This window comes from Brevibacterium oceani (assembly GCF_017948325.1).
GTDB lineage: Bacteria > Actinomycetota > Actinomycetes > Actinomycetales > Brevibacteriaceae > Brevibacterium > Brevibacterium oceani.
The window spans coordinates 3,128,859-3,148,847 of the sequence record NZ_CP072846.1 but is presented as its reverse complement, the minus strand read 5'-3'; the positions used below and the strand labels follow the sequence as shown (position 1 = coordinate 3,148,847).

At 66.2% G+C, this 19,989-nt stretch carries 16 protein-coding genes; 13 read left to right on the top strand and 3 right to left on the bottom strand.

What is annotated here, in order from left to right; all coding sequences use genetic code 11:
* The first annotated feature begins 26 nt into the window (after positions 1-26).
* From J9314_RS13985 to J9314_RS13950, 8 genes are all read left to right on the top strand, one after another.
* Positions 27-1,046: an SURF1 family protein gene (locus tag J9314_RS13985; RefSeq protein WP_210602969.1), complete on the top strand. Its 1,020-nt coding sequence runs from the start codon at positions 27-29 to the stop codon at positions 1,044-1,046.
* A gap of 2 nt (positions 1,047-1,048) precedes the next feature.
* Positions 1,049-1,486 carry a DUF3817 domain-containing protein gene (locus tag J9314_RS13980; RefSeq protein WP_210602968.1) on the top strand — a complete coding sequence of 146 codons (438 nt, stop codon included), beginning with the start codon at positions 1,049-1,051 and terminating at the stop codon, positions 1,484-1,486.
* A 156-nt stretch (positions 1,487-1,642) separates the two neighbouring features.
* Positions 1,643-3,226, top strand: a complete 1,584-nt coding sequence (guaA, locus tag J9314_RS13975; RefSeq protein ID WP_210602967.1) for a glutamine-hydrolyzing GMP synthase — start codon at positions 1,643-1,645, stop codon at positions 3,224-3,226.
* A 205-nt stretch (positions 3,227-3,431) separates the two neighbouring features.
* Positions 3,432-4,196 carry a biotin transporter BioY gene (locus J9314_RS13970; protein WP_210602966.1) on the top strand — a complete coding sequence of 255 codons (765 nt, stop codon included), beginning with the start codon at positions 3,432-3,434 and terminating at the stop codon, positions 4,194-4,196.
* On the top strand, positions 4,193-4,921 hold the full coding sequence (locus J9314_RS13965; RefSeq protein ID WP_246490403.1) for an energy-coupling factor ABC transporter ATP-binding protein: 729 nt from the start codon (positions 4,193-4,195) through the stop codon (positions 4,919-4,921). Before J9314_RS13970 ends, J9314_RS13965 begins: the two co-directional genes overlap by 4 nt.
* The gene (locus J9314_RS13960; RefSeq protein ID WP_246490402.1) at positions 4,918-5,652 is read left to right on the top strand and encodes a CbiQ family ECF transporter T component; all 735 of its coding nucleotides are present in this window, start codon (positions 4,918-4,920) and stop codon (positions 5,650-5,652) included. The genes J9314_RS13965 and J9314_RS13960 overlap by 4 nt, the downstream gene beginning before the upstream one ends.
* Positions 5,653-5,768: 116 nt before the next feature.
* Positions 5,769-6,749 carry a hypothetical protein gene (locus J9314_RS13955; RefSeq protein ID WP_210602965.1) on the top strand — a complete coding sequence of 327 codons (981 nt, stop codon included), beginning with the start codon at positions 5,769-5,771 and terminating at the stop codon, positions 6,747-6,749.
* Between the two features lie 294 nt (positions 6,750-7,043).
* Entirely contained in the window at positions 7,044-7,610 is a 567-nt protein-coding gene (locus J9314_RS13950) for a cysteine hydrolase family protein (protein WP_210602964.1), read from the top strand.
* Between the two features lie 200 nt (positions 7,611-7,810).
* On the opposite strand, the gene J9314_RS13945 is transcribed toward J9314_RS13950, so the two are convergent.
* Positions 7,811-8,992 (bottom strand): glycosyltransferase family 4 protein, encoded by a 1,182-nt coding sequence (locus J9314_RS13945; RefSeq protein ID WP_210602963.1) that lies wholly within the window; start codon positions 8,990-8,992, stop codon positions 7,811-7,813.
* Positions 8,993-9,235: 243 nt separating this feature from the next.
* Between J9314_RS13945 and J9314_RS13940 the strand changes: the two genes are divergently transcribed.
* From J9314_RS13940 to J9314_RS13930, 3 genes are all read left to right on the top strand, one after another.
* Positions 9,236-9,841, top strand: coding sequence for a LemA family protein (locus tag J9314_RS13940; protein ID WP_210602962.1), 606 nt, complete (start codon positions 9,236-9,238; stop codon positions 9,839-9,841).
* The gene (truA, locus tag J9314_RS13935; RefSeq protein WP_210602961.1) at positions 9,838-10,692 is read left to right on the top strand and encodes a tRNA pseudouridine(38-40) synthase TruA; all 855 of its coding nucleotides are present in this window, start codon (positions 9,838-9,840) and stop codon (positions 10,690-10,692) included. The genes J9314_RS13940 and truA overlap by 4 nt, the downstream gene beginning before the upstream one ends.
* A gap of 196 nt (positions 10,693-10,888) precedes the next feature.
* Positions 10,889-13,480, top strand: coding sequence for a bifunctional metallophosphatase/5'-nucleotidase (locus tag J9314_RS13930; protein WP_210602960.1), 2,592 nt, complete (start codon positions 10,889-10,891; stop codon positions 13,478-13,480).
* Positions 13,481-13,753: 273 nt separating this feature from the next.
* Here the strand turns inward: J9314_RS13930 and J9314_RS13925 are convergent, their stop codons facing one another.
* Positions 13,754-15,982, bottom strand: a complete 2,229-nt coding sequence (locus tag J9314_RS13925; RefSeq protein ID WP_246490401.1) for an alkaline phosphatase family protein — start codon at positions 15,980-15,982, stop codon at positions 13,754-13,756.
* Positions 15,979-18,582 carry a hypothetical protein gene (locus J9314_RS13920; RefSeq protein WP_210602959.1) on the bottom strand — a complete coding sequence of 868 codons (2,604 nt, stop codon included), beginning with the start codon at positions 18,580-18,582 and terminating at the stop codon, positions 15,979-15,981. Before J9314_RS13920 ends, J9314_RS13925 begins: the two co-directional genes overlap by 4 nt.
* Positions 18,583-18,901: 319 nt before the next feature.
* Here J9314_RS13920 and rplM point away from each other — a divergent pair, with 319 nt between their 5' ends.
* Complete coding sequence (rplM, locus tag J9314_RS13915) at positions 18,902-19,345, top strand: 50S ribosomal protein L13 (protein ID WP_181273122.1); 444 nt, start codon at positions 18,902-18,904, stop codon at positions 19,343-19,345.
* 32 nt (positions 19,346-19,377) lie between these two features.
* The gene (gene rpsI / locus J9314_RS13910) at positions 19,378-19,887 is read left to right on the top strand and encodes a 30S ribosomal protein S9 (protein WP_181273124.1); all 510 of its coding nucleotides are present in this window, start codon (positions 19,378-19,380) and stop codon (positions 19,885-19,887) included.
* Positions 19,888-19,989 lie beyond the last annotated feature (102 nt).

The window sequence follows — 19,989 nt, the reverse complement described above, 5'->3', positions numbered from 1 at the left end:
TCCGTCTGGCGCTGACCCCCAAATGGTTGGGGTCCCTGCTCCTCGTCCTGGTGCTCGTCACCTGCTTCGTCGGCCTCTCGGCGTGGCAGGTCAACCGAGCCCAGCACAAGAACGACGTCACCGAATCCGCCGGAGTCGAGAAGCTCAAGGACTTCAACGACGTCATGGACGCGCAGGCCCCGATGCCCGGCATCCTCGCCGATCAGCGGGTCAGCCTGTCCGGGCGCTGGCTGCCCGACGACCAGGTCGTCGTCCCCGGCCGCGTCCAGGACGGTGACGACGGGTACTGGGTGGTCACGATGTTCGCCCCCGACGGGGCCCACCTCGGTGACGGTGTCGAAGCGGCGAATGCTGATGAGAAGACGATCGCGATCCCCGTCGTGCGCGGGTTCACCACCGACGCCGAGGCGGCCGCGCAGTCCCGCGCGAAGACGGGCAAGGTCGATCTGACCGCCCGCATCGGACCGATCGAGGGTCCGGAACCGGGCAATGATCTGCCCGATGGTCAGGTGCGCACCGTGTCGACCTCGCAGCTGATCAACATGTTCCCTGACCTGCTCACGTATTCGGGGTTCCTCATCCCCGAGACCGAGACCGGAGCCGCCGCCTCGGTCGGCACCGACGGCCTGGCTCAGGTCCCGCCGACGACGACCCGCGACGAAGGCGGATTCGATCTGCAGTCGGCGGTCTATGCCGTCGAATGGCTGATCTTCGCCGCGATGGCCCTCTACATGTGGTTCCAGCTGCTGCGCGATGACTTCCTCAGGCGCCGCCTCGGCGAGGATTCCCAGGATCCGGAGAACCCGGTCGAGTATGTTGTCGTCAAGGCCGCAGGTCGATCGACCATCGACCCCGAGGTGATGTCGGGATTGACCGGGCTGCCGGCCCACCGCCACGGTGGGAAGAAACCTGCCAAGTCGCCCACACGCGCCGACCGACCCACACGCGCCGACGGCACCACCAACGCAGACACAGGCACCACCAGCACCACCACCGACACAGACACTGACAGCACCACCGACAACCGCACGCCCGGAGGAAACTGATCGTGAGCGACGACCGCGAGTCCTTGGACTCCCGCCCCGACTTCGACGAGACCAACGTGTGGAGCGTCAAACGCTTCACCTCGGCACGCAATGCGCTGAAGTTCTACCGTGTGATGGCGCTCATCACCGGCACCATGCTGCTCATCCTCACGGTCGAGATGATCTACAAATACCTCATCGCCGCCGACTCCGAGACCGCTCTGAACTTCGGCGGCTTCAACCTCGCCGCGGCCATCGCGATCTGCCACGGCTGGTGCTACGTCGTCTACCTCATCGGCTGTTTCTGGCTCAATCAGCAGATGCGCTGGAGCCTCGGCCGCTACCTCATCCTCGCGCTCGCCGGCGTCGTGCCGGTGATGTCGTTCATCCTCGAACGCCGCATCCACCGCCAGGTCGACGCCGAGCTCGAAGCCGCCGTCGTCGTCGCCCCCAAGAGCTGAGGGCCCGCGGTCCGCAGACGATTCACCTCGCCGAGGCGGCCCTGACCTCCCGTCCCTACCCTCGCCGAGGCGGCCCTGACCAGGCCGCAGACGTGCCCTGACCGTGGGGTGTGCCCCGAATTCGGGCGGCGCGTGACTGGCGCATAGAATTGGATCATGACGCAATCCCAGTCCACGCAGGTGCCCCCTGTCCTCGTCGTCGATTTCGGCGCCCAGTACGCCCAGCTCATCGCTCGCCGCATCCGCGAGGCCGGCCTGTACTCGGAGATCATCGCCCATGATGCCCCGGCCGCCGAGTTCGCAGCGAAGAAGCCGGTGGCCATCGTGCTCTCCGGCGGACCCTCGAGCGTCAACGACGAGGGAGCACCGAGCTTCGACACGTCCGTGTTCGACCTCGGCATCCCGACCATGGGCATCTGCTACGGCTTCCAGCTCATGTCGACCAGCCTCGGCGGACGCGTGGCGAAGACGAACAAGCGCGAATACGGATCGACCCCGCTGGCGGTGACCGAGCAGGGATCGCTGCTGGCCGAGACCCCCTCCGCCTACAAGGTGTGGATGTCCCACGGTGACTCCGTCGCCGAGGCGCCCGCCGGCTTCGACGTCCTCGCCTCCACCCCCGATACCCCGGTGGCCGCCTTCGAATGCCCGGCGAAGAAGTTCGCCGGCGTGCAGTGGCACCCCGAGGTCCTCCACTCGGAGAACGGGCAGAAGATCCTCGAGAACTTCCTCTTCAACGTCGCCGACCTCACCGCCGACTGGACGAACGAATCCGTCATTGACGAGCAGGTCGACCTCATCCGTGCCCAGGTCGGGGACAAGAAGGTCATCTGCGGCCTGTCCGGCGGAGTCGATTCCTCCGTGGCCGCAGCCCTCGTCCACAAGGCCATCGGTGACCAGCTCACCTGCGTCTTCGTCGACCACGGGCTGCTGCGCCAGGATGAACGGAAACAGGTCGAGAACGACTACGTCGATTCGATCGGCGTTCGACTCGTCACCGTCGACGCTCAGGAGCAGTTCCTCGGTGAGCTTGCCGGCGTCACCGACCCGGAGGAGAAGCGGAAGATCATCGGCCGCGAGTTCATCCGCACCTTCGAGACTGCTGCCGCCGATCTCGTGCTCGAGGCTCAGGAAGGCGACGGTGAAGAGATCGCCTTCCTCGTCCAGGGCACCCTCTACCCCGACGTCGTCGAATCCGGCGGCGGATCGGGCACCGCGAACATCAAGAGCCACCACAATGTCGGCGGACTGCCCGATGACATCCAGTTCGAACTCATCGAACCCCTGCGTGCCCTGTTCAAGGACGAGGTCCGCGCCATCGGTCGTGAACTCGGCGTGCCCGAGGTCATCGTCTCCCGCCAGCCCTTCCCCGGGCCGGGCCTGGGCATCCGCATCATCGGCGAGGTCACCGAGGAGCGCCTCGACATCCTGCGCAAGGCCGACGCCATCGCCCGCGAAGAGCTGACGAAGGCCGGCCTCGACGGCGAGATCTGGCAGTGCCCGGTCGTCCTCCTCGCCGATGTCCGCTCGGTCGGCGTCCAAGGTGACGGCCGCACCTACGGCCACCCGGTCGTGCTGCGCCCGGTCTCGAGCGAGGACGCGATGACCGCGGACTGGACCCGCGTTCCCTACGACGTGCTCTCCATGATCTCGAACCGCATCACCAACGAGGTCGACGACATCAACCGCGTCGTCCTCGACGTCACCTCGAAGCCCCCGGGCACCATCGAATGGGAATGATCGTCTGCCTGCCGATCAGCTGAACCGTGCCCCTCGCACGGGGCAGCGGATGATCGGCTCAGGCAGCGCCGAGGCGGCCACCGGACCCCCGAATACCGTTCCTGAACAGTGTTCAGTTACAGTGGTGGGGTGCCCGGGGCCGCCTCGGGCGCATCCGGACGCCGATGGCCGGTGGATCGGGTGGATCACGAACAACGGAGTACACATGTCTCAGGCACCAAGCACCGCCTCGGCGGGCCTCACTCGCCCCCGCTCTGCCGGCCGCGCCGGTGATATCGCGCTCATCGCGGTCTTCGCCGCCCTGCTCGCAGCGTTTGCCATGATGCCCCCGGTTCCCGTCGGCCCGGCCGGCGTGCCGATCACCCTGCAGACCTTCGCGATCGCCCTGTGCGGCATGGTGCTCGGACCCTGGCGGGGCGCAGCCGCAACCCTGCTCTACGTGGTGCTCGGTCTGCTCGGACTGCCGATCTTCTCGGGCATGAACGGCGGCATCGGCGTGCTCGCCGGCCCCAGCGCCGGCTACATCCTCTCCTTCACCCTCTACGCCCTGGTCGCCGGACTCATCGCCCGCTGGGCCGTGCGCCGCTTCCGCGGAGCGAAGCTCGGGGTGACCCTGTTCATCGGCGGATTCGCCGCGAGCCTGCTGCTCAACCACCCGCTGGGCATCCTCGGCATGTCGATCAACGCCGATCTGCCGCTGCGGGTCGCTGCCGTCGCCGATCTCGCCTACTGGCCCGGCGACATCATCAAGAACATCCTCGCCGCCTCGGTGGCCGTGCTCATCCATCGTGCGTTCCCTGACGTGCTGCGTCGCCGCGGGGTGAGCGTGACCTCTGTGGGCCGCTCCGGTGCTGTCGCCGCGGGGCAAGCGGACACGGCTTCCGCCGGACCTGGCGGGACGGCTGCTGCAGGACCTGCCGTCGACGGTCCGGCCGCCTCGGCGACGGAGAAGGAATCAGACGCCAAGTGACCCGTGAGATTCGCTTCACCGACGTCGGCGTCGGAGTCCTCGACGAGGGACCCGACGGCGAGGTCGTCCGGCCGATCCTCCAGGACGTCGGCTTCACCCTGACCGAGGACATCGTCGCCGTCATCGGCGCCAACGGCTCTGGCAAGTCGACCCTGCTGCAGCTGGTCAACGGCCTGGTCACGGCGAACGCGGGGCAGGTCCTCATCGATGGCCTCGACCCGTATCGGGAACCTGCGAAGGTCCGCTCCCGCGTCGGTTTCGTCTTCACTGATCCGGCCGCACAGCTGGTCATGCCCACCCCGATCGAGGACATCGAACTGTCCCTGCGCAAGTCAGTGCCGAAGGGCAGAAGGCGGGCGGCTGCCCTGGTCGTGCTCGACGAGCTCGGCATCGCTGACCTCGCCGAACGCAGCGTCTATGAACTCTCCGGCGGGCAGCGGCAGCTCGTCGCCCTGGCCGCCGTGCTCGCCGTTGATCCGCAGATCCTCGTTCTCGATGAACCGACGACGCTGCTCGATCTGCGGAACCGAGAGCGGCTGCGGGTGCACCTGCGCGAGCTCGTCGCCCGGCGGGGGATGCGGATCGTGCTGACCACTCATGACCTCGACTTCGCGCAGATCGCCCAGCGCGCCCTCGTCGTCGAGGACGGCCGCATCGTCGCCGATGCCACCCCCGCCGAGGCGGTCGAGACCTACCGCGAGATGATCATGAGCGATACGCCATGAGCGGGGATTCCCGCCGTTCCGATGGAAGCACGGGTGTCTGCGGGACCGGCGAAACCGGCAGGGCCGCCAGCGGCGGCGGAGGCCCCGCCTCCGCGACGTGGCGGAGGAACGCGGGTATCAGACCGCGCCCGCAGCTCTTCGGCAAGGTTGCTCCCACCCGCGGATGGCTGCACGCTGTCCCGACCGGGGTGAAGCTCGCGCTCATCGCGGCGATCGGCATCGTCGCGCTCATCTTCCGCGATCCCGTGATCAATTGGTCGATGTTCGTCGTCCTCGTCGTCATCGGTTTCACGGCGCGGCTGCGCGTCACGTACCTCCTGCGCACGTGGCTCTATGTCGCCGTCTTGGTGGCCATCGTCATGACCCTGCAGTTCTTCTTCGGGTCCCTGCAGTCGGGTCTGGCCGTCGGCGGGACCGTGTTCGCCTGTGTGCAGGCGGCGCTGCTGCTGACGTTGACGACGACGGTCGCGCAGCTGCTCGATACCTTCACCGTGATCGTGTCTCCGCTGCGCTTCTTCGGTGCCAACACCGAGGCGATCGCTCTGACGGCGAGCCTCATGGTGCGGGCGATCTCTCACATCTCGGGGCTGTTGGGGGAGGCCGAGCGGGCTGCTCGCGCCCGGGGTCTCGATTCGAGCATCAAGGCCAGGGTGGTGCCGGCGATCCTGCGTTCGGTGAAGTACGCGCAGGATACGGGGCGTGCGCTCGATGCCCGCGGCATCGTGGACTGAACGCATTCACGCAGTCCGTCGCTTACGTTCCCGCCTTATTACTGACTGATGAGCAGCAGTTCCGTTCCGTGTCATGGGTGACCCGTAGAGTGCTGGCACGTCATCGGATCAAAGCAATGTTGCTGGATGACAGCCCGGATGAAAGCGGAGAGATGTCGAGCCCAAGCCTGCGGTCGCCCGTATTGGAGAGGTTCTACCTCGCCGCTGCCCCGAATCCGATCGCGTTCATCGATGAGTCGATGCGGCAGCCGACCAGTGTGGGGGAGGGTCCGGCTGGTGAGGAGGTTGCTTTCTATCAGATGGCCGCTGTCATCTTCTCTTACGCTCGCTTGGATGCTGTTCGCGAGCGACTGGTGGATGTCGCCGGAGGGTCCTATTGGCATACGAGTCAGAAATTCCGCGGATCCGATTTCGACCGCGGAGACATCATCGAGATGATCGAGACGGTCACCGAGGAATCGGTGTGGAACGTGATTGCCGTGAAGCTGCCGTTGGCGGGCAACTCTCGCCGGGATCTCGCTCGGGCGAGAGCCCTGTGTCTGGACCGGCTCGTCAGAAACCTCACTAGCGGCACCGGAGACGAGGCTGTTCGAGGGATCGTCGCTGACAATAATAAGGATCAGAAGCTCAACGGGCTGGACGAACAGGTACTCGACAAGCTGCGTAGTTCAGGCGCTATTCACTCCGACGTGGCCTTCACTCACAGCCGAATGGGAGACGAGCCGCTGTTGTGGTCGGCTGACACAGTGTCGTGGGCGGTGCAGCGCAATATTCTCCGAGACGATATGAGGTTCATCGAGCCGACTCTGCGGGAGGGCAAACTGACGATGATCGATGCCGTCGACGGAAAGCTCTTGAATATGAAGCACCCCCTGGGTGCTTGCGCAAAAACCAGGGGGCCGTCTTCCCAAAGGCCGGGATTATCCGGTAGCCCGGGGCATGACGTTGCTTCATCGTCTATCATACCAGCGCGCTACGCCGTCGACCAAGGAAAGTCGTCTGCGCCCGGGCAGTCGGTGGCTCGGGATCTCCTGCGCCAGATTCGTGATCGGCGGGAGAAGTCTCGGCAGGGGCGGGTGAGGAGAAGCAGTCTGTGAATAAGAAGCACCCCCTGGGTGCTTCCGCAAAAACCAGGGAGCCGTCTACCCAAGGGCCGGGATTATCCGGTAGCCCGGGGCCTGACGTTGCTTCACTTTCATGGTATCAGCGCTGATTTCGGCCGACGATGAACTGCATTTCCCCGTGGTCTTGATCTGCGGCACTTCGGCACGCGGACTGCGATGCTCAGTCGGTCTCAGCGGGCCTTGACCCCTGACTCAGGTGACTATTCGGTGTAAGGAGTAGCCTCGTCGGAAGAGGGTCCGAGCCCCTCGCGAACCGAAGGAGACATGATGACTGACGTCGATCGAACCGTCCTGCTGGCTATGGATTTCCAGAATGGCATCGCCGGAGACGAGGCCTTCACCTCCACCGGAGTCCTCGAACGCGCACGCGACGCTGTGGCCGCCGCACGCGAGCACGACATCCCGGTCGTGTGGGTGCGGGTGGCGCTGCGCGAGGGCCAGCCGGAGCTGGCGGCGACCGCATCCTTCGCGCAGATCGCCGCGCACGGGGATCTTGATGAGGCCCATGCATCGACGAGCATTCATGAGACCCTCGACCGGCACCAGGGTGAGCCGATCGTGACGAAGCGGCGCATCAGCGCGTTCACCGGCAGTGACCTCGAGGTGCTGCTGCGCGGGTACGGAGCCTCGTCCCTCGTGTTGACGGGTGTTGCCACGAGCGGCGTCGTACTCTCAACGGTGCGCCAGGCCGCGGACCTCGACTTCGAACTCACCGTGCTTGCCGACGCCTGCGCCGACCGCGACCCCGAGGTTCATCAGCTTCTCACCGAGAAAGTGTTCCCGAAGCAGGCGACTGTGACAACTGTCCAGGACTGGTCCGCCGGCCTCGCCTGACGCACGTTCTCGCCCGAGTCGCGGTATCGCCTGACGGACCTGTTGCGTGCATGGCCGACGTCCCCTGACCAACACGCCCACATGCGTACTGCGCCGACCGCTCATGTTAGCGACGTTGTGCCAAGTTATGCGGCGAGCGGTTGTCGCTGACGTGAGCGGTCGGCGGAAGGGAGAGAGGTGGCGGGGGGAGCAGGGCAACCTCAGAAGGGCAGGGTGTCCTCGAGGCGAGAGTTGACCATCGACGCGAACCCGCGACCGAGCACCTGCGGCGCGGGGTTCTCGATCGCCCTCGAGTAGTGGCCCACCAGCTGAGAGCACACGCTCTTCCAGCTCCGGGACTGCACCTGTTCACGACCGGCGACGCCGAAGGCTCGGCGCTTCGCCTCGTCGCCGAGTAAGTCGACGGCATGTCCGCGCATGGCACCGAGGTCCTTCGGGGCATAGAGCCAGCCGGCGCGGGAAGAGTCGACGAGGTCGAGCGGACCCCCGCGAGCCGGGGCGATGACGGGAACCTCGGAGGCCATGGCCTCCTGGATCGTCTGGCAGAAGGTCTCGAGTTCGCCGGGGGCGACCATGACATCGAAGCTGGCGACCGCCTGCGCCAAAGCGTCCCCGCCGAGGAACCCGGTGAAGTGAGCGTTCGGCATCGACCGTTCCAGACGCGTCCGCCACGGCCCGTCGCCGACGATGACGACCTTGGCACCGGGCAGGTCAGTGAGTACTGCGAGGTCGTCGACCTGCTTCTCCGCCGCCAACCTGCCGACGAACCCGATGATCTTCTCACCGTTCGGCGCCACGGATCGGCGCCACGCCTCGGACCGATGACTGGGGTCGAATCGGGACGAATCGACCCCACGGGCCCACAGGGCCACCTCGGCGACACCGAGTCCCTCCAACTGATCGATCGTGTAACTCGACGGTGCGAGCGTGAGCGAGGAATGCTGGTGGATGTTGCGGACATGGTTCCACAGCATGGCCTCGATGCCGTGCATGCCGTACCGGGCGGCATAGGCGGGCACCTCGGTCTGGTAGATCGCGACGGTCGGGAGGTTGAGCGTCTGCGCGGCGAGCACCCCGCGCCAGCCGAGCACGAACGGGCTGGCGAGGTGGACGACGTCGGGAGCAAACCGCTGAAGGAGCCGACGGATTCGGGTCACGCCTCCGGGTGCGACGCGGATGCGACGATACTTCGGCAAGGCGATCGAGGGAACCCGGACGATGCGGGCTCCGACGACCCCCTTCGGACCGTCCCTGCGGGTGCCCGGGGCGATGACGAGAACTTCGTCGCCGCGGTCGGCCAGGTGGTCGATGACCCGCAGGAGTGAGTGGGTGACCCCATTCATGTTGGGGAGGAAGGATTCTGCAATGATCGCTACTCTCACGTTTCCCAGCCAAGACCTCTTCGGTGACCAATGCGTGACTCGAAGGCGACGCGGCGGCGACATCTGGCCGAAATCGCTCGCGGCGAGTACGACAGCCAGTGCGCCAGAGCGAACGACCCGCAGTCATTGTGTCCGCATGGTGGCCTTGTCGCGACGAATCTCAACCCTGCGTAAACTGAGGTGTCGGAAAAGCCCGGGGCGCGAATGCGCAATCCGGGATGAGCACAGGCGAGGGGAGTGGCCGTGGGCTGGTACATCGTCGGCGGGTGCGTCCTCGCCGCTTTGGTCGTCCTGTTCGTCATCCTCACGGTGCTGCGCTTCAACCAGCTGTCGATGGCGCGGTCGCTGTGTGACGAAGCCAAGCGCCAGCTCATCGGCGAGATCCGCGCCCGCCACGCCCTCGTGCCCGCCTACATCGGCACCCTCCAGCAGATCGCGGGACAGGATCTCTCCCGGCTCGAACTCGCGCTCGCCTCCGCCGAACGCGCACCCTTCGATCATCGCGGTGCCGCCGCCGAGAACGCTCTGACCGCCGCCGTCAACGATGCCGCGCTCATCCCGTCGGCGCGGGCGGAGCGGTCCCTGTCCTCGGACTTCGCCCGTTCACAGACGGCCGCGGTCGACGAGGAGATCGACACGACGATCGGCCTCCTGCACGGTCAGCTGCAGGTGCTCACCGAGCGGATCCTCGCCGGCGCCCGCTTCTACAACACGAACGTCGAACGCTATCACCGCCAGCGGATGCGTCCGATCTCTCGCCTGTTCCAAGGCGTCTTCCAAGCCCGCGAACCGTTCACCGAGGTGGCCGACGACGAGGGCAGCCCCGCCTCGGCGAGGGTCGTATCGTGACTCGGTTCCGCATCGATCTGGGCTACCGCGGCACGGATTTCCACGGCTGGGCGAAGCAGCCGGGCCTGCGCACCGTGCAGGACGCCGTCGAATCCGGGCTCGTACGCATCACCGGCACCGAGGTGGCCACCGTCGTCGCCGGCCGCACCGACGCCGGCGTCCACGCCCGCCGCCAGGTCGTCCACATCGACCTGGGCGAGGACGCTGTCGCCAAGCTCGTCGGCCGGTCGAATCGGTTCGCCGAGGTGGCCCTGCTCTCGCGTCTGCGCGGAGTCCTCGCCGCCGGCGACTGCCCCGACATCGTCGTCCATGCCGTGGCCGAGGTGCCCGAGACCTTCGACGCCCGGTTCTCCGCGCTGTGGCGGTCCTACCGGTACCGACTCGCCGATCACCGGTCGTTCATCGACCCTCTGCTCACAGCCGTGACTCCCCGGCACATGGGCGAACTCGACGCCGAGGCCATGGCCGAAGCCGCGGCCGAGGTCCAGGGTCTGCACGACTTCCTGCCCTTCTGCAAGCCGCGTGAGGGGGCCACGACGATCCGCACCCTCTATGAGCTGAGCGTCGAACGCGATCAGGACGCGGTCATCGTCATCGACCTGCGAGCCGACGCGTTCTGCCATCACATGGTCCGCGCCCTGGTCGGAGGCCTGATCAAGGTCGGATCCGGTAGCTGGCCGGTCACCCGACCGGCCGAACTCATCGCCGAGGCGGACGCCGGGATCACTCCGGACGTGCCCATGTTCGTCACGTCTGCCGAAGGACTCGTCCTCACCGAAGTCGGGTACCCCGCACCCGAGGACTACGCCGCCCGCGCGGCCCAGACGATGGCCCGTCGCGACCAGGAGTGAGCGGAGAGTGATTGTCCGACTCGGATGATTGATGTCAGCAATATGGGAGGATCCCTCTTCCCAGTTGTGAGAATCCTGTGTAGATTCACATTGAGGTAACTCACAGTTCGCATTGGCACTGCAGGATGGAATCCGGCTTCATCCCCACAAGCACGGTTGATGTGCGCCTGACTCGATGATCGAAGGAACCGAATACATGTCGAAACTTGTGACCAAAGTGCTGGCCACGGGTGCCGCAGTGTCGATGCTGACACTGCCGGGACTCGCGCCGGTCGTCGCGGCGCCCAGCTTGGGCAACGGAAACTCTGCTGAAGACAGTGCTGTGCCGAGCACACCCGCTGAAACCGGTACCGAGAAGACCGCTGATTCCGCGAACGGAACTGACACGGCAAAGCGTACGAACTCCGGCGGGGGCGCCGTTCATCACGCTGACGGTGCGGAGGATTCCGAATCCGACGCCCAGGCGGCAGAGGCAGGCACTCAGGTCCAGCTCCTCAACCTCACTGATTTTCACGGACGCATCTCCGAGACCGGCACCCAGGTCGCCTCCGTCATCGAAGAGCAGCGCGCAGGATTCGACGGTGCCGGGACCGCGGTTCTCTCGACCGGTGACAACATCGGCGCCTCGACCTATACCTCGTCGTCGCAGAACGATACGCCCACTCTCGACGTCCTCAACGCGATCGGCGTGCAGGCCTCGGCCGTGGGCAATCACGAATTCGACAGGGGCATCGACGACCTCACCGGGCGCGTCACTGACGAAGCCGACTTCCCGTACTCGGCGGCCAATGTCTATGACAAGGGAACAGAGAACGTCGTCGACGGCCTCGACGAGTACTCCGTCGTCGACGTCGGCGGGGTGAAGATCGCCGTCATCGGCGTCGTCACGAAAGACACCGCATCCTTGGTCTCTCCCGACGGGATCGCCGGTCTCGACTTCGGCGATCCGACCGATGCGGTCAACCGCGTCGTCGATGACATCGACAAGCTGCCTGAAGACGAACAGCCGGATATGACCGTCGTCGAGGCCCACCTCGGCGCGGCCACAACCGAGAGTCTCGAAGAGGCGGAGGCTTCGAACGCCGAGTTCAAGAAGCTCGTCACCGAAACCGACGCGTCGGTCGACGTCCTCTTCACCGGACATACACACCTGCCGTACAAGTTCGAAGCTCCGGTGCCCGGAGACCCTGATCGCACCCGGCCCGTACTCGAAGCGGCGAACTACGGTGAGATCGTCGGCCAGGTTCAGCTCACGGCTGACGGCGACGGCAATTGGGATGCGGATGCGGTCGAGCTGCTCGACACCGCGGACAAGAGCTACGACTCGCCGGTCGTCGACGAGGTCGCGGGCATCGTCAGCGACGCGGAGGAGAAAGCGAAGGAACTCGGCTCGGAGGTCACCGGCACGATCAGTGAGGACATCACCCGGGCGAAGAAGGGTGACGACGAGGACCGCGGTGCCGAGTCCACGCTGGGCAACCTCGTCGCGGATGCACTGAAGGAAGGCGTCGAGGAGACACAGCTGGAGGAGGCCGACTTCGGGATCACGAACCCCGGCGGTCTGCGCACCGACCTGCTCTGCGACGATATCTACAACGACGAGGACGAATGCGAGGTCACTGTCGCCGAGCTCAACAGCGTGCTGCCTTTCGCGAACGACCACGGCGTGGTGACGATGAAGGGTGAAGACGTCATCGGTCTGTTCGAGGAACAGTGGCAGCCGGACGGGTCATCGCGTCCGTTCCTGCACCTGGGCATTTCAGATGACCTCGACGTCGTCTATGATTCGAATGCCGACAAGGGCGAACACGTGAAGTCGGTCAAAGTCGACGGCAAGGAGATCGACCCGAAGAACGACTACCGGGTCGCGACGCTGAGCTTCCTCGCAGCCGGCGGCGACAACTTCACTTCGTTCGCCAAGGGCGACTTCGAACAGTCCGGTCTGACTGACTTCGAGACCTGGGAGAACTACTTCAACAAGCACCAGGACGAGGGCAAGGACGTCACCCCCGACAAGAACGAACGCCAGGCCGATGCGGCCAAGGACGTCATCAGCAGCGGTGACCTCGAGGCCGAACTGACCGGACCGAAGTCCATCAAGCCCGGTGAGAGCGCCGACTTCGTCCTCACGACCGACGCGAAGTCGAAGGTGGCAGGTCCGGTCGACGTGACCGTCGATCTGCCGGACGGATACACCGCCGAGGCGGCCGGGAAGTCCTCGACCCAGTCGACGTCCGCTGACGCCCCCGAGGTCAGCGCCGAGGACGAAGCCGCGAAGACGATCACGCTCGATTCGATTCCGGCAGGGAAGTCCGAGACTCCCGTGACCGTGACCGCGCCGAAGGATGCCTCCGGTGACGTGACCGTCAAGGTCAGCCTGCAGGCGAACGCCGACGGCCCATGGTGGGACGACAACCCGCTCCCGCTGGCTCATGAGTTCAAAGCCACCGCCACGGTCGGCGACGACGCGAATGCCTCGGCCGGAGACGACGGTTCGGCCGACGGCGGTGCTGACGGCGGCAACGCCGACGGTAGTGACAGTGCGGCAGGTGGTGCGGACGGTTCGTCCGCGGCCGGCGGGGCGAGCGCCGACGCTGATGGCGCGAACGCCTCCGCCGACGGCGGTTCCGCCGACGGTTCGGGCTCGGATGCGAACGGTTCGAAGGACGGCGGCGACCTGCCTCGCACCGGTTTCGAGACCTTCAATATCGTCGCTGCGGCTCTGGCGCTTATCGTCGCCGGCGGCACTGCGGTCACACTCGTCCGTCGCCGGAAGATCAACAGCTGACACGACGCCGATACTGTTATCGGCACAGACTGCGGGGCCGGAGAGTTCACCTCTCCGGCCCCGCAGTTCTGTACGCGCAGGCCCCTGCCCGCAGTTCTGTACGCGCAGGCCCCTGCCCGCAGTCCTCTACCCGGTGCCTGCCGAATCACCAACACACGGCCGGGCATCCACCACCGGTAGCGGCACACCCTCCTCGGAGCGGCTTGTCGCACAGGTGTTTCGGTAGGTTCTGTCGCTGCCGCGCTGAGGTGTCGTCGGGTGTAGGCGCTGCGGCTACTGGGCTGAAATGTCGTGGGGTGTCGACTTTGCCTCGCCAGCACCGTCGAGCACTGGCGGCAGGCTGGCGCGGAACGTCTCGAGGTGCGCGAGGATCGGGACGAGGAAGAGGATGCCGACGGCCGGCACGACGATGCCCGAGTCGTTGATGACGGTGCCGACTCCTAGCAGGATCGCGAGGCTGATGACTGCCGCGCGCAGCAGCGGAATCCGCCGGTACGTGTCGTCGAGTCCGCGCAGGCCGAAACGCTGCGGATCGAGGGCGAGCCAGAAGACGCCGATGATGAAAAGCGGCAGCACCAGCGTCATCCACGACTGTGTGAGGATGTCGATGTTCATCCCGATCTTGCGGGCGAGCACGCCCAGCGCCTGACCATTGATGATCGAATCGAAGAACCGCCCGAAGTGCGTGCGCTGGTCCGCCGGTCGCAGCCAGTCGAGGAACAGCACCGTGAGCATGACGAATCCTGCGATGCCGACCGTCAGGCCCAGACGCTTGAGGGAGAAGCGGACACTCGCCGCGGCCAGCACCAGGTAGGCCACTCCGACGATGAGCGTCGGCACCGACCCGAACTTCGTACCCAGACCCGGTGCGGCGAGGATGACGCAGGAGACGACCACAGGCAGCGTGACGATGAGGACGCGGTGCAGCGGCTTCGTCACCAGGGATGCGAACCCGGCCACGGCCAGCAGCAGCGCACAGCAGTACAGCGCCAGCGCTGAGTTGCCGATCCCGTAGAACCGGGAGGCGATGAGCAGCGGCTCACCCAGCAGCGTCGACATCTGCAGCTGCGAACCGGTCATCACGTCATAGGCGAGCACGCAGACGGTGACGACCGAGACGAAGAGCACCGGCCCGAACTTGTGCCTGCGCCACGGTCCGAGCAGAGCCAAGACTCCCAGCAGCAGCGACCATCCGACCAGGGCGCCGAGCATCGCGATGTCCGGATTCGTCGCCCGCTCCCACGGCACCGTGTTGACCAGATACGTCGAGATCGGCATCGCCGCGAACACGACGCCGAGGCGGTAGGTGCCGGAATGGATGAGTTCGCGATGGTTCTTCCGCAGGAACCACGCCAGAGCCAGCAGCCCGAGCATGAGCGTGGCGACGACCGGGAAGAACCATGTCGACAGGTCATTCTGCGTCTTCACCGCCACCTGACGGTCGAGCACCGCCTGATAGCGGGCCTTCCAATCGGTCCCGTCCGACCCGGCGGTCATCGGTGCGCCGGCGGCATTGTCCATCTCCTCGGCCCCGGAGAGCTGAACGAGGGTCGGAGCGAGGTCCGGCACCTGCACAAGCCCCGGCTGCCTCGTCGACGACGACGTCAGCAGCCCCGCCGACTGGCCGGGCCGCAGCATCATCGTCGCCTGCATCGACGACCCCTTGTGCGCACCATCGGCGATCGAGGAGAACACGATCGGCGTGCGCCCCTCACCCATCCGATTCGGCCGATCGGCATCTATCCACCCGGTCGCCTCGAGGATGTCCCCGACCTGAGCGTCGAGCTTCTTGAGCGAATACCCGTCGGCGGCGGTATTGCCGAGATCAACAAGCGTGAGCTCCCCATTCCCGGCCGACTTCGCCACGTCCGATCCCAGTTGAGAGCTCACCGGCGACCAGTTCTTCACATGCCCGGTGGGGGTGGCGGCGGCGATCGCAGCACCGTTGCCGAAGGAACGGATATCGGGGACCGCCTCGGCGAGGGAGCCGAGTGCAGCATCGTAGTTGTCACCGCGCGCGACCTGCGCATACACATCCCAATCGGCGACCCAGCCGTTCATCGGCGCGGCCGGTTCGCGGCACTGATCGCGGGGTTCGTCGGCGGCTCGTCGGCCCGATCCCAGCCCCAGCCAACCGTCGACCGGGCAGCTCGTCGACCGTACGCTGCGGGGCGTGATCGTTCCGATCTGCGCGTTCTTCATCATCACCCACAGGTGCGGGGTCGTGCGCGGGTCGAGGTCCTCGAACCTGAATCCGGAGACGCTGACCGACACGGCTCCTTGTCCCTTCGCCGAGGTGGTCCTGCCCGAATCCTCGTCCGTGCCCTGAGCGTCGGCGGCCGATCCGGCACTCACCGAGGTGGCCCTGCCAGCCGATGATGGCCGATCCGACGCGTGGACCTGGGCCGCGGTCGCAGCCTGCGGGAGACCGAGGATGACGAGGACGACGGCGAGCACTCCGAGGAGAACCCGAGCCGCGGTTGAGGGAACGCGCATGGTCATCGGCTCACCTCCTCGGCGCCGGTGACAGTGTCACTATCACTGTCACTGTCGGTGTCGGTGGAAGTACTGCCATCGCCCGAGCTCGGCCGGGTGCGCGGCCCGGCGACGACGTCCTCGGCGTGGTCGGCGCTGAGTGCGAGCAGGAAGGGCAGGAGCACCATCGCTCCGGTCGAGGGCACAGCGACACCGGAATCGGTGAGCACGAGACCGACGCCGAGGCCGGTGACCGCGGCGAGGAACCCGAAGTGGAGATCGGAGTCGGCGAAGACCTGCGGCAGCTTGCCCCGCCACTTGTTCGCCAGTCGCCCGGCGCGACTGCCGCCTTGCCCGCTGCCGCCATGCCCGCTGCCGCTGAAACCATTCGCTGCGAACCGGGGGAAGACCACGAGGTAGCGGAGGAAGAAGAGGACTGCGATGACCGCGAGCGGGGTGACGATCGCCAGCGCCGGATTGATCTGGATGATGTGGAGGTTCGCGCCGAGTTTGCGTCCGATGACCTGCAGCGCCTCACCCGTGACGATCTGGTCGAAGAAGGTGCCGAAGTGCGACCGCGAACCGGCCGGACGCAGCCAGTCGAGGAACGCGATGCCGATGAGCACCGCCAGCGACGCCAGACCGATGAGCCCCAGACGCAGCAGGGACAGGCGGATCTTCGACAGCAGCGCCAGCAGCACCATGAGACCGGCGAGGATCGCGATCGTCCCGCCGAACTTCGCCCCCCACGAGGGATTGCCGGAGACGAACACGGCGGCGAGGCCGATGATGAGAGGAACGACGATGACGGCCTTGCGATGGCCGCGAGCCCGCAGCCAGGAGACGAGCAGCCCGAGGAAGACGAAGAGGCTGACGATGAAGATCGCGGCCCCCTGGTTGCCGAGGCCGTAGTAGCGGCCGCCGACGATCGGGTTGTAGCCGAGCAGGGAGTTCGCCTGCAGGTGCGATCCGGTCGCCAGGTCGGCCGAGAGGATGACGATGTTCGCCGCGGACAGGGCGCCGACCCGACCGCGCCACGACCGTCCCCACGGTGGGATGAGCGAGACCGCGAAGAGCGCGGCGGCGGTGCCGAGCACCGAGAGCAGCAGGCCCAGATCCGGCTGGTTCATCCGCGACCAGGGGATGAGTCCGGCGAGGAAGGCTCCCATCGGCAGGGCGGCGATGCCGAGAGATATCCAGCCCAATGATCGGTGGACGAGCGGTGCCAGGGTAGCCCCGCCTCGGCGGCCGAGGATCGACCGGCTCAGCAGCAGCCCGCAGGCGATGAAGAGGCAGTAGAAGACGATATCGAGGGTGATCGAGAACGTCGACAGGTGCGCATAGATCGACGTCGACTTCTGCGCATCCGCGACGAGGTCATCGATGCGGGTCTGCGGATCGTCATCGGTCGGGGTCTGGGTGAAGCTGATCCCGCTCGATGACGGCACGTCGAGGAGGTCGAGGATGCCCGGGGCCAGGTCCGTGATCTGCAGCAGACCCGGTGTCCGGGTCGTCGGTGAGGACAGAGACGAGGGTTCGACGCCGGGACCGGAGGCGATGAAGGCGCGCAGCTGCGGCAGCCCCGAACTGTCGCCGAGGCCGGCGACGATGACCGTCGGATCGGCCGCCCCGTCCTTCGCGTTCTCCCGCACCTCTTTGAGCCTGACCCCGAGGCGACGGTCCGCCTCGGCGACGCGGTCCTCCCGGTCGACGTTCGGCGGCACCGTGTAGGAGTAGTTCGGGATCGGGTCGTACAGCCACGACCGGATGCCGATCGCGCCGAGGTCGACGACGTCGAGCCGGCAGTCTGTGGCGTTGGCGTCCTCCGCATAGTTGGTCACCACGCCGTCCTCGTCGGCGGCGGCGTAGGCGGCGCCCGGGCCTTCGGCGGCGACGCAGGGTTCGAGGATCGAGTCCTCGGCTTCGGCGGCGGTGCCTTCGGGCACGACCTTGCCGCGGTCGGCCACGGCACGGGCGAGCATCCCGTAGTCGACGGAGTAGCCGGATCCGATGTTCGGCTCTTTGACGGAGTCGAAGTCGTCGATTCTCGCCGTGGTCGCCCCGGCTACGGACTTCCTCGCATGAGTTTCGTCACTTCCGGCCGCGGAATCAGCTCCGGTCGCACCCTCGTGGATCGGCTCGGAGGCGCCCTCGTCGGAATCGATCGAGTCGGAGTCGACGTCGGTGGTCGGGGCGATCATTGCCGGGCAGCGGGCCGAATCGGACTCGTCGGCCGCCTCGGCGTCGGGGGTGGGGCCGGCCTGCGCGCGGGACCCGGCGCCGAAGGACAGCCATCCCGATGCCGGGCAGGTGGCCGAGCCGATCGTGCGCACATTGAGGTTGGCCGCGGCCCCCTCGGAGAGCAGGCGGTAGAGGTTCGGTGTGCGCTCAGCATCGATATCGTTGATGGTCAGGCCGGGTATGCCGAAGACGATGGTCTTCCCCGCCGGGTCCGTCGAGGCGCTCGCCGAGGTGGCCCCTGCCGTGCCGTCCGATCCTTGAGCGGCGCGCGATTCCTCCGCCGAGGCGGTCGTGGGCTCCGAGGACGACTGCGTCGTCGCTGTATCCGCCGAAGCAGGGGAGAGCCCGAGTCCCATCGTCACGAGCCCGACCAGGAGGCCCAGCATCAGGATTCTGAATGCGGGAAGTCGTGGGAGCAGGCTGGAGTGAGTCGGCACAGATCAATACTATCGGCTTGGGTTTCCGCCCGTCCTGAGACCGCTCTGGGCGTTTGCTCCCCGGGTGAGGGGCCGTGTATATTTGATTGTCGTTGTGTGTGCTTGTCGCACTCCCTTACATAGCCTCATGCGTTGCAGGCCCGTAGGTGAGGGGAATGCGTCGATAGGTTCACCCGATTGAAGACAACCAGCGCTTGAGACCCAGCGGACTCACGACTCGATGAGGATCGAGCGCTGCACTGAACAAGATACGAAAAGAAGGCTACTTTTGCGTACGTACACACCCAAGCCCGGTGACATCGAGCGCCAGTGGCACGTCGTTGACGCCACTGACCAGGTGCTCGGTCGCCTTGCTTCGCAGGTTGCACGCCTCCTGCGCGGCAAGCACAAGACCACCTTTGCTCCGAATGTCGACACCGGTGACTTCGTCATCATCATCAACGCCGACAAGGTCGCGCTGACCGGTGCGAAGCTCGAGAAGAAGCGCGCTTACCGCCACTCCGGTTACCCCGGTGGCCTCAAGAGCGTCAACTACGCCGAGCTGCTCGCCACCCACCCCGAACGTGCAGTCGAGAAGGCTGTCGCCGGTATGGTCCCGAAGAATCGTCTCGGACGTGCCCAGATGCAGAAGCTGAAGGTCTACGCAGGTGCCGAGCACCCGCACGCCGCTCAGAATCCGCAGCCGTACGAACTCAGCCAGGTCGCGCAGTAAGCGCCTGAGCTCTAGACATCCCGAGGAGAACCGTGGCTGATACCACCAACGCGACAGAAACTGTCGAAGAAGAGATCACCGAATACACTTCCGAGACTCCCGCATCTGCCGGCCTGGGCGAAAGCACCGCTGGCGGACGCGGACAGTCCCTGACCGCTCCCGGCAACGGGGTGGGCCGCCGCAAGCAGGCAATTGCTCGCGTGCGTCTCGTTCCCGGCACCGGTGAGTGGACGATCAACGGACGTACTCTCGAAGAGTACTTCCCGAACAAGCTGCACCAGCAGCTCGTCAACGAGCCCTTCACCCTGCTGGACCTCGGTGGACGTTTCGACGTCATCGTGCGCATCTCCGGCGGCGGACCTTCCGGCCAGGCCGGAGCCGTCCGACTGGGCGTGGCTCGCTCGCTCAACCAGATCGACGCGGAGTCCAACCGCGCCGAGCTGAAGAAGGCCGGCTACCTGCGTCGCGACGCTCGCGTCCCCGAGCGCAAGAAGGCCGGACTCAAGAAGGCCCGTAAGGCACCTCAGTTCTCGAAGCGCTGATCGACCTGTTCGAGAAGCTGCGGCTGGTCTGCCACTGAGTCGCAGTCATCGACAGTTCAGTTCGACGAACGTAAGAATGCGGCCCCGAACCTCGTTCGGGGC

Bases quoted from the DNA above. Each gene is read 5' to 3' on its own strand.
- J9314_RS13930 (WP_210602960.1), top strand. From the start codon at position 10,889: ATGTCGAAACTTGTGACCAAAGTGCTGGCCACGGGTGCCGCAGTGTCG.
- guaA (WP_210602967.1), top strand. From the start codon at position 1,643: ATGACGCAATCCCAGTCCACGCAGGTGCCCCCTGTCCTCGTCGTCGAT.
- J9314_RS13920 (WP_210602959.1), bottom strand. From the start codon at position 18,582: ATGCTGGGCCTCCTGGTCGGGCTCGTGACGATGGGACTCGGGCTCTCC.
- J9314_RS13925 (WP_246490401.1), bottom strand. From the start codon at position 15,982: ATGACCATGCGCGTTCCCTCAACCGCGGCTCGGGTTCTCCTCGGAGTG.
- J9314_RS13970 (WP_210602966.1), top strand. From the start codon at position 3,432: ATGTCTCAGGCACCAAGCACCGCCTCGGCGGGCCTCACTCGCCCCCGC.
- J9314_RS13955 (WP_210602965.1), top strand. From the start codon at position 5,769: ATGTTGCTGGATGACAGCCCGGATGAAAGCGGAGAGATGTCGAGCCCA.
- J9314_RS13950 (WP_210602964.1), top strand. From the start codon at position 7,044: ATGACTGACGTCGATCGAACCGTCCTGCTGGCTATGGATTTCCAGAAT.
- J9314_RS13960 (WP_246490402.1), top strand. From the start codon at position 4,918: ATGAGCGGGGATTCCCGCCGTTCCGATGGAAGCACGGGTGTCTGCGGG.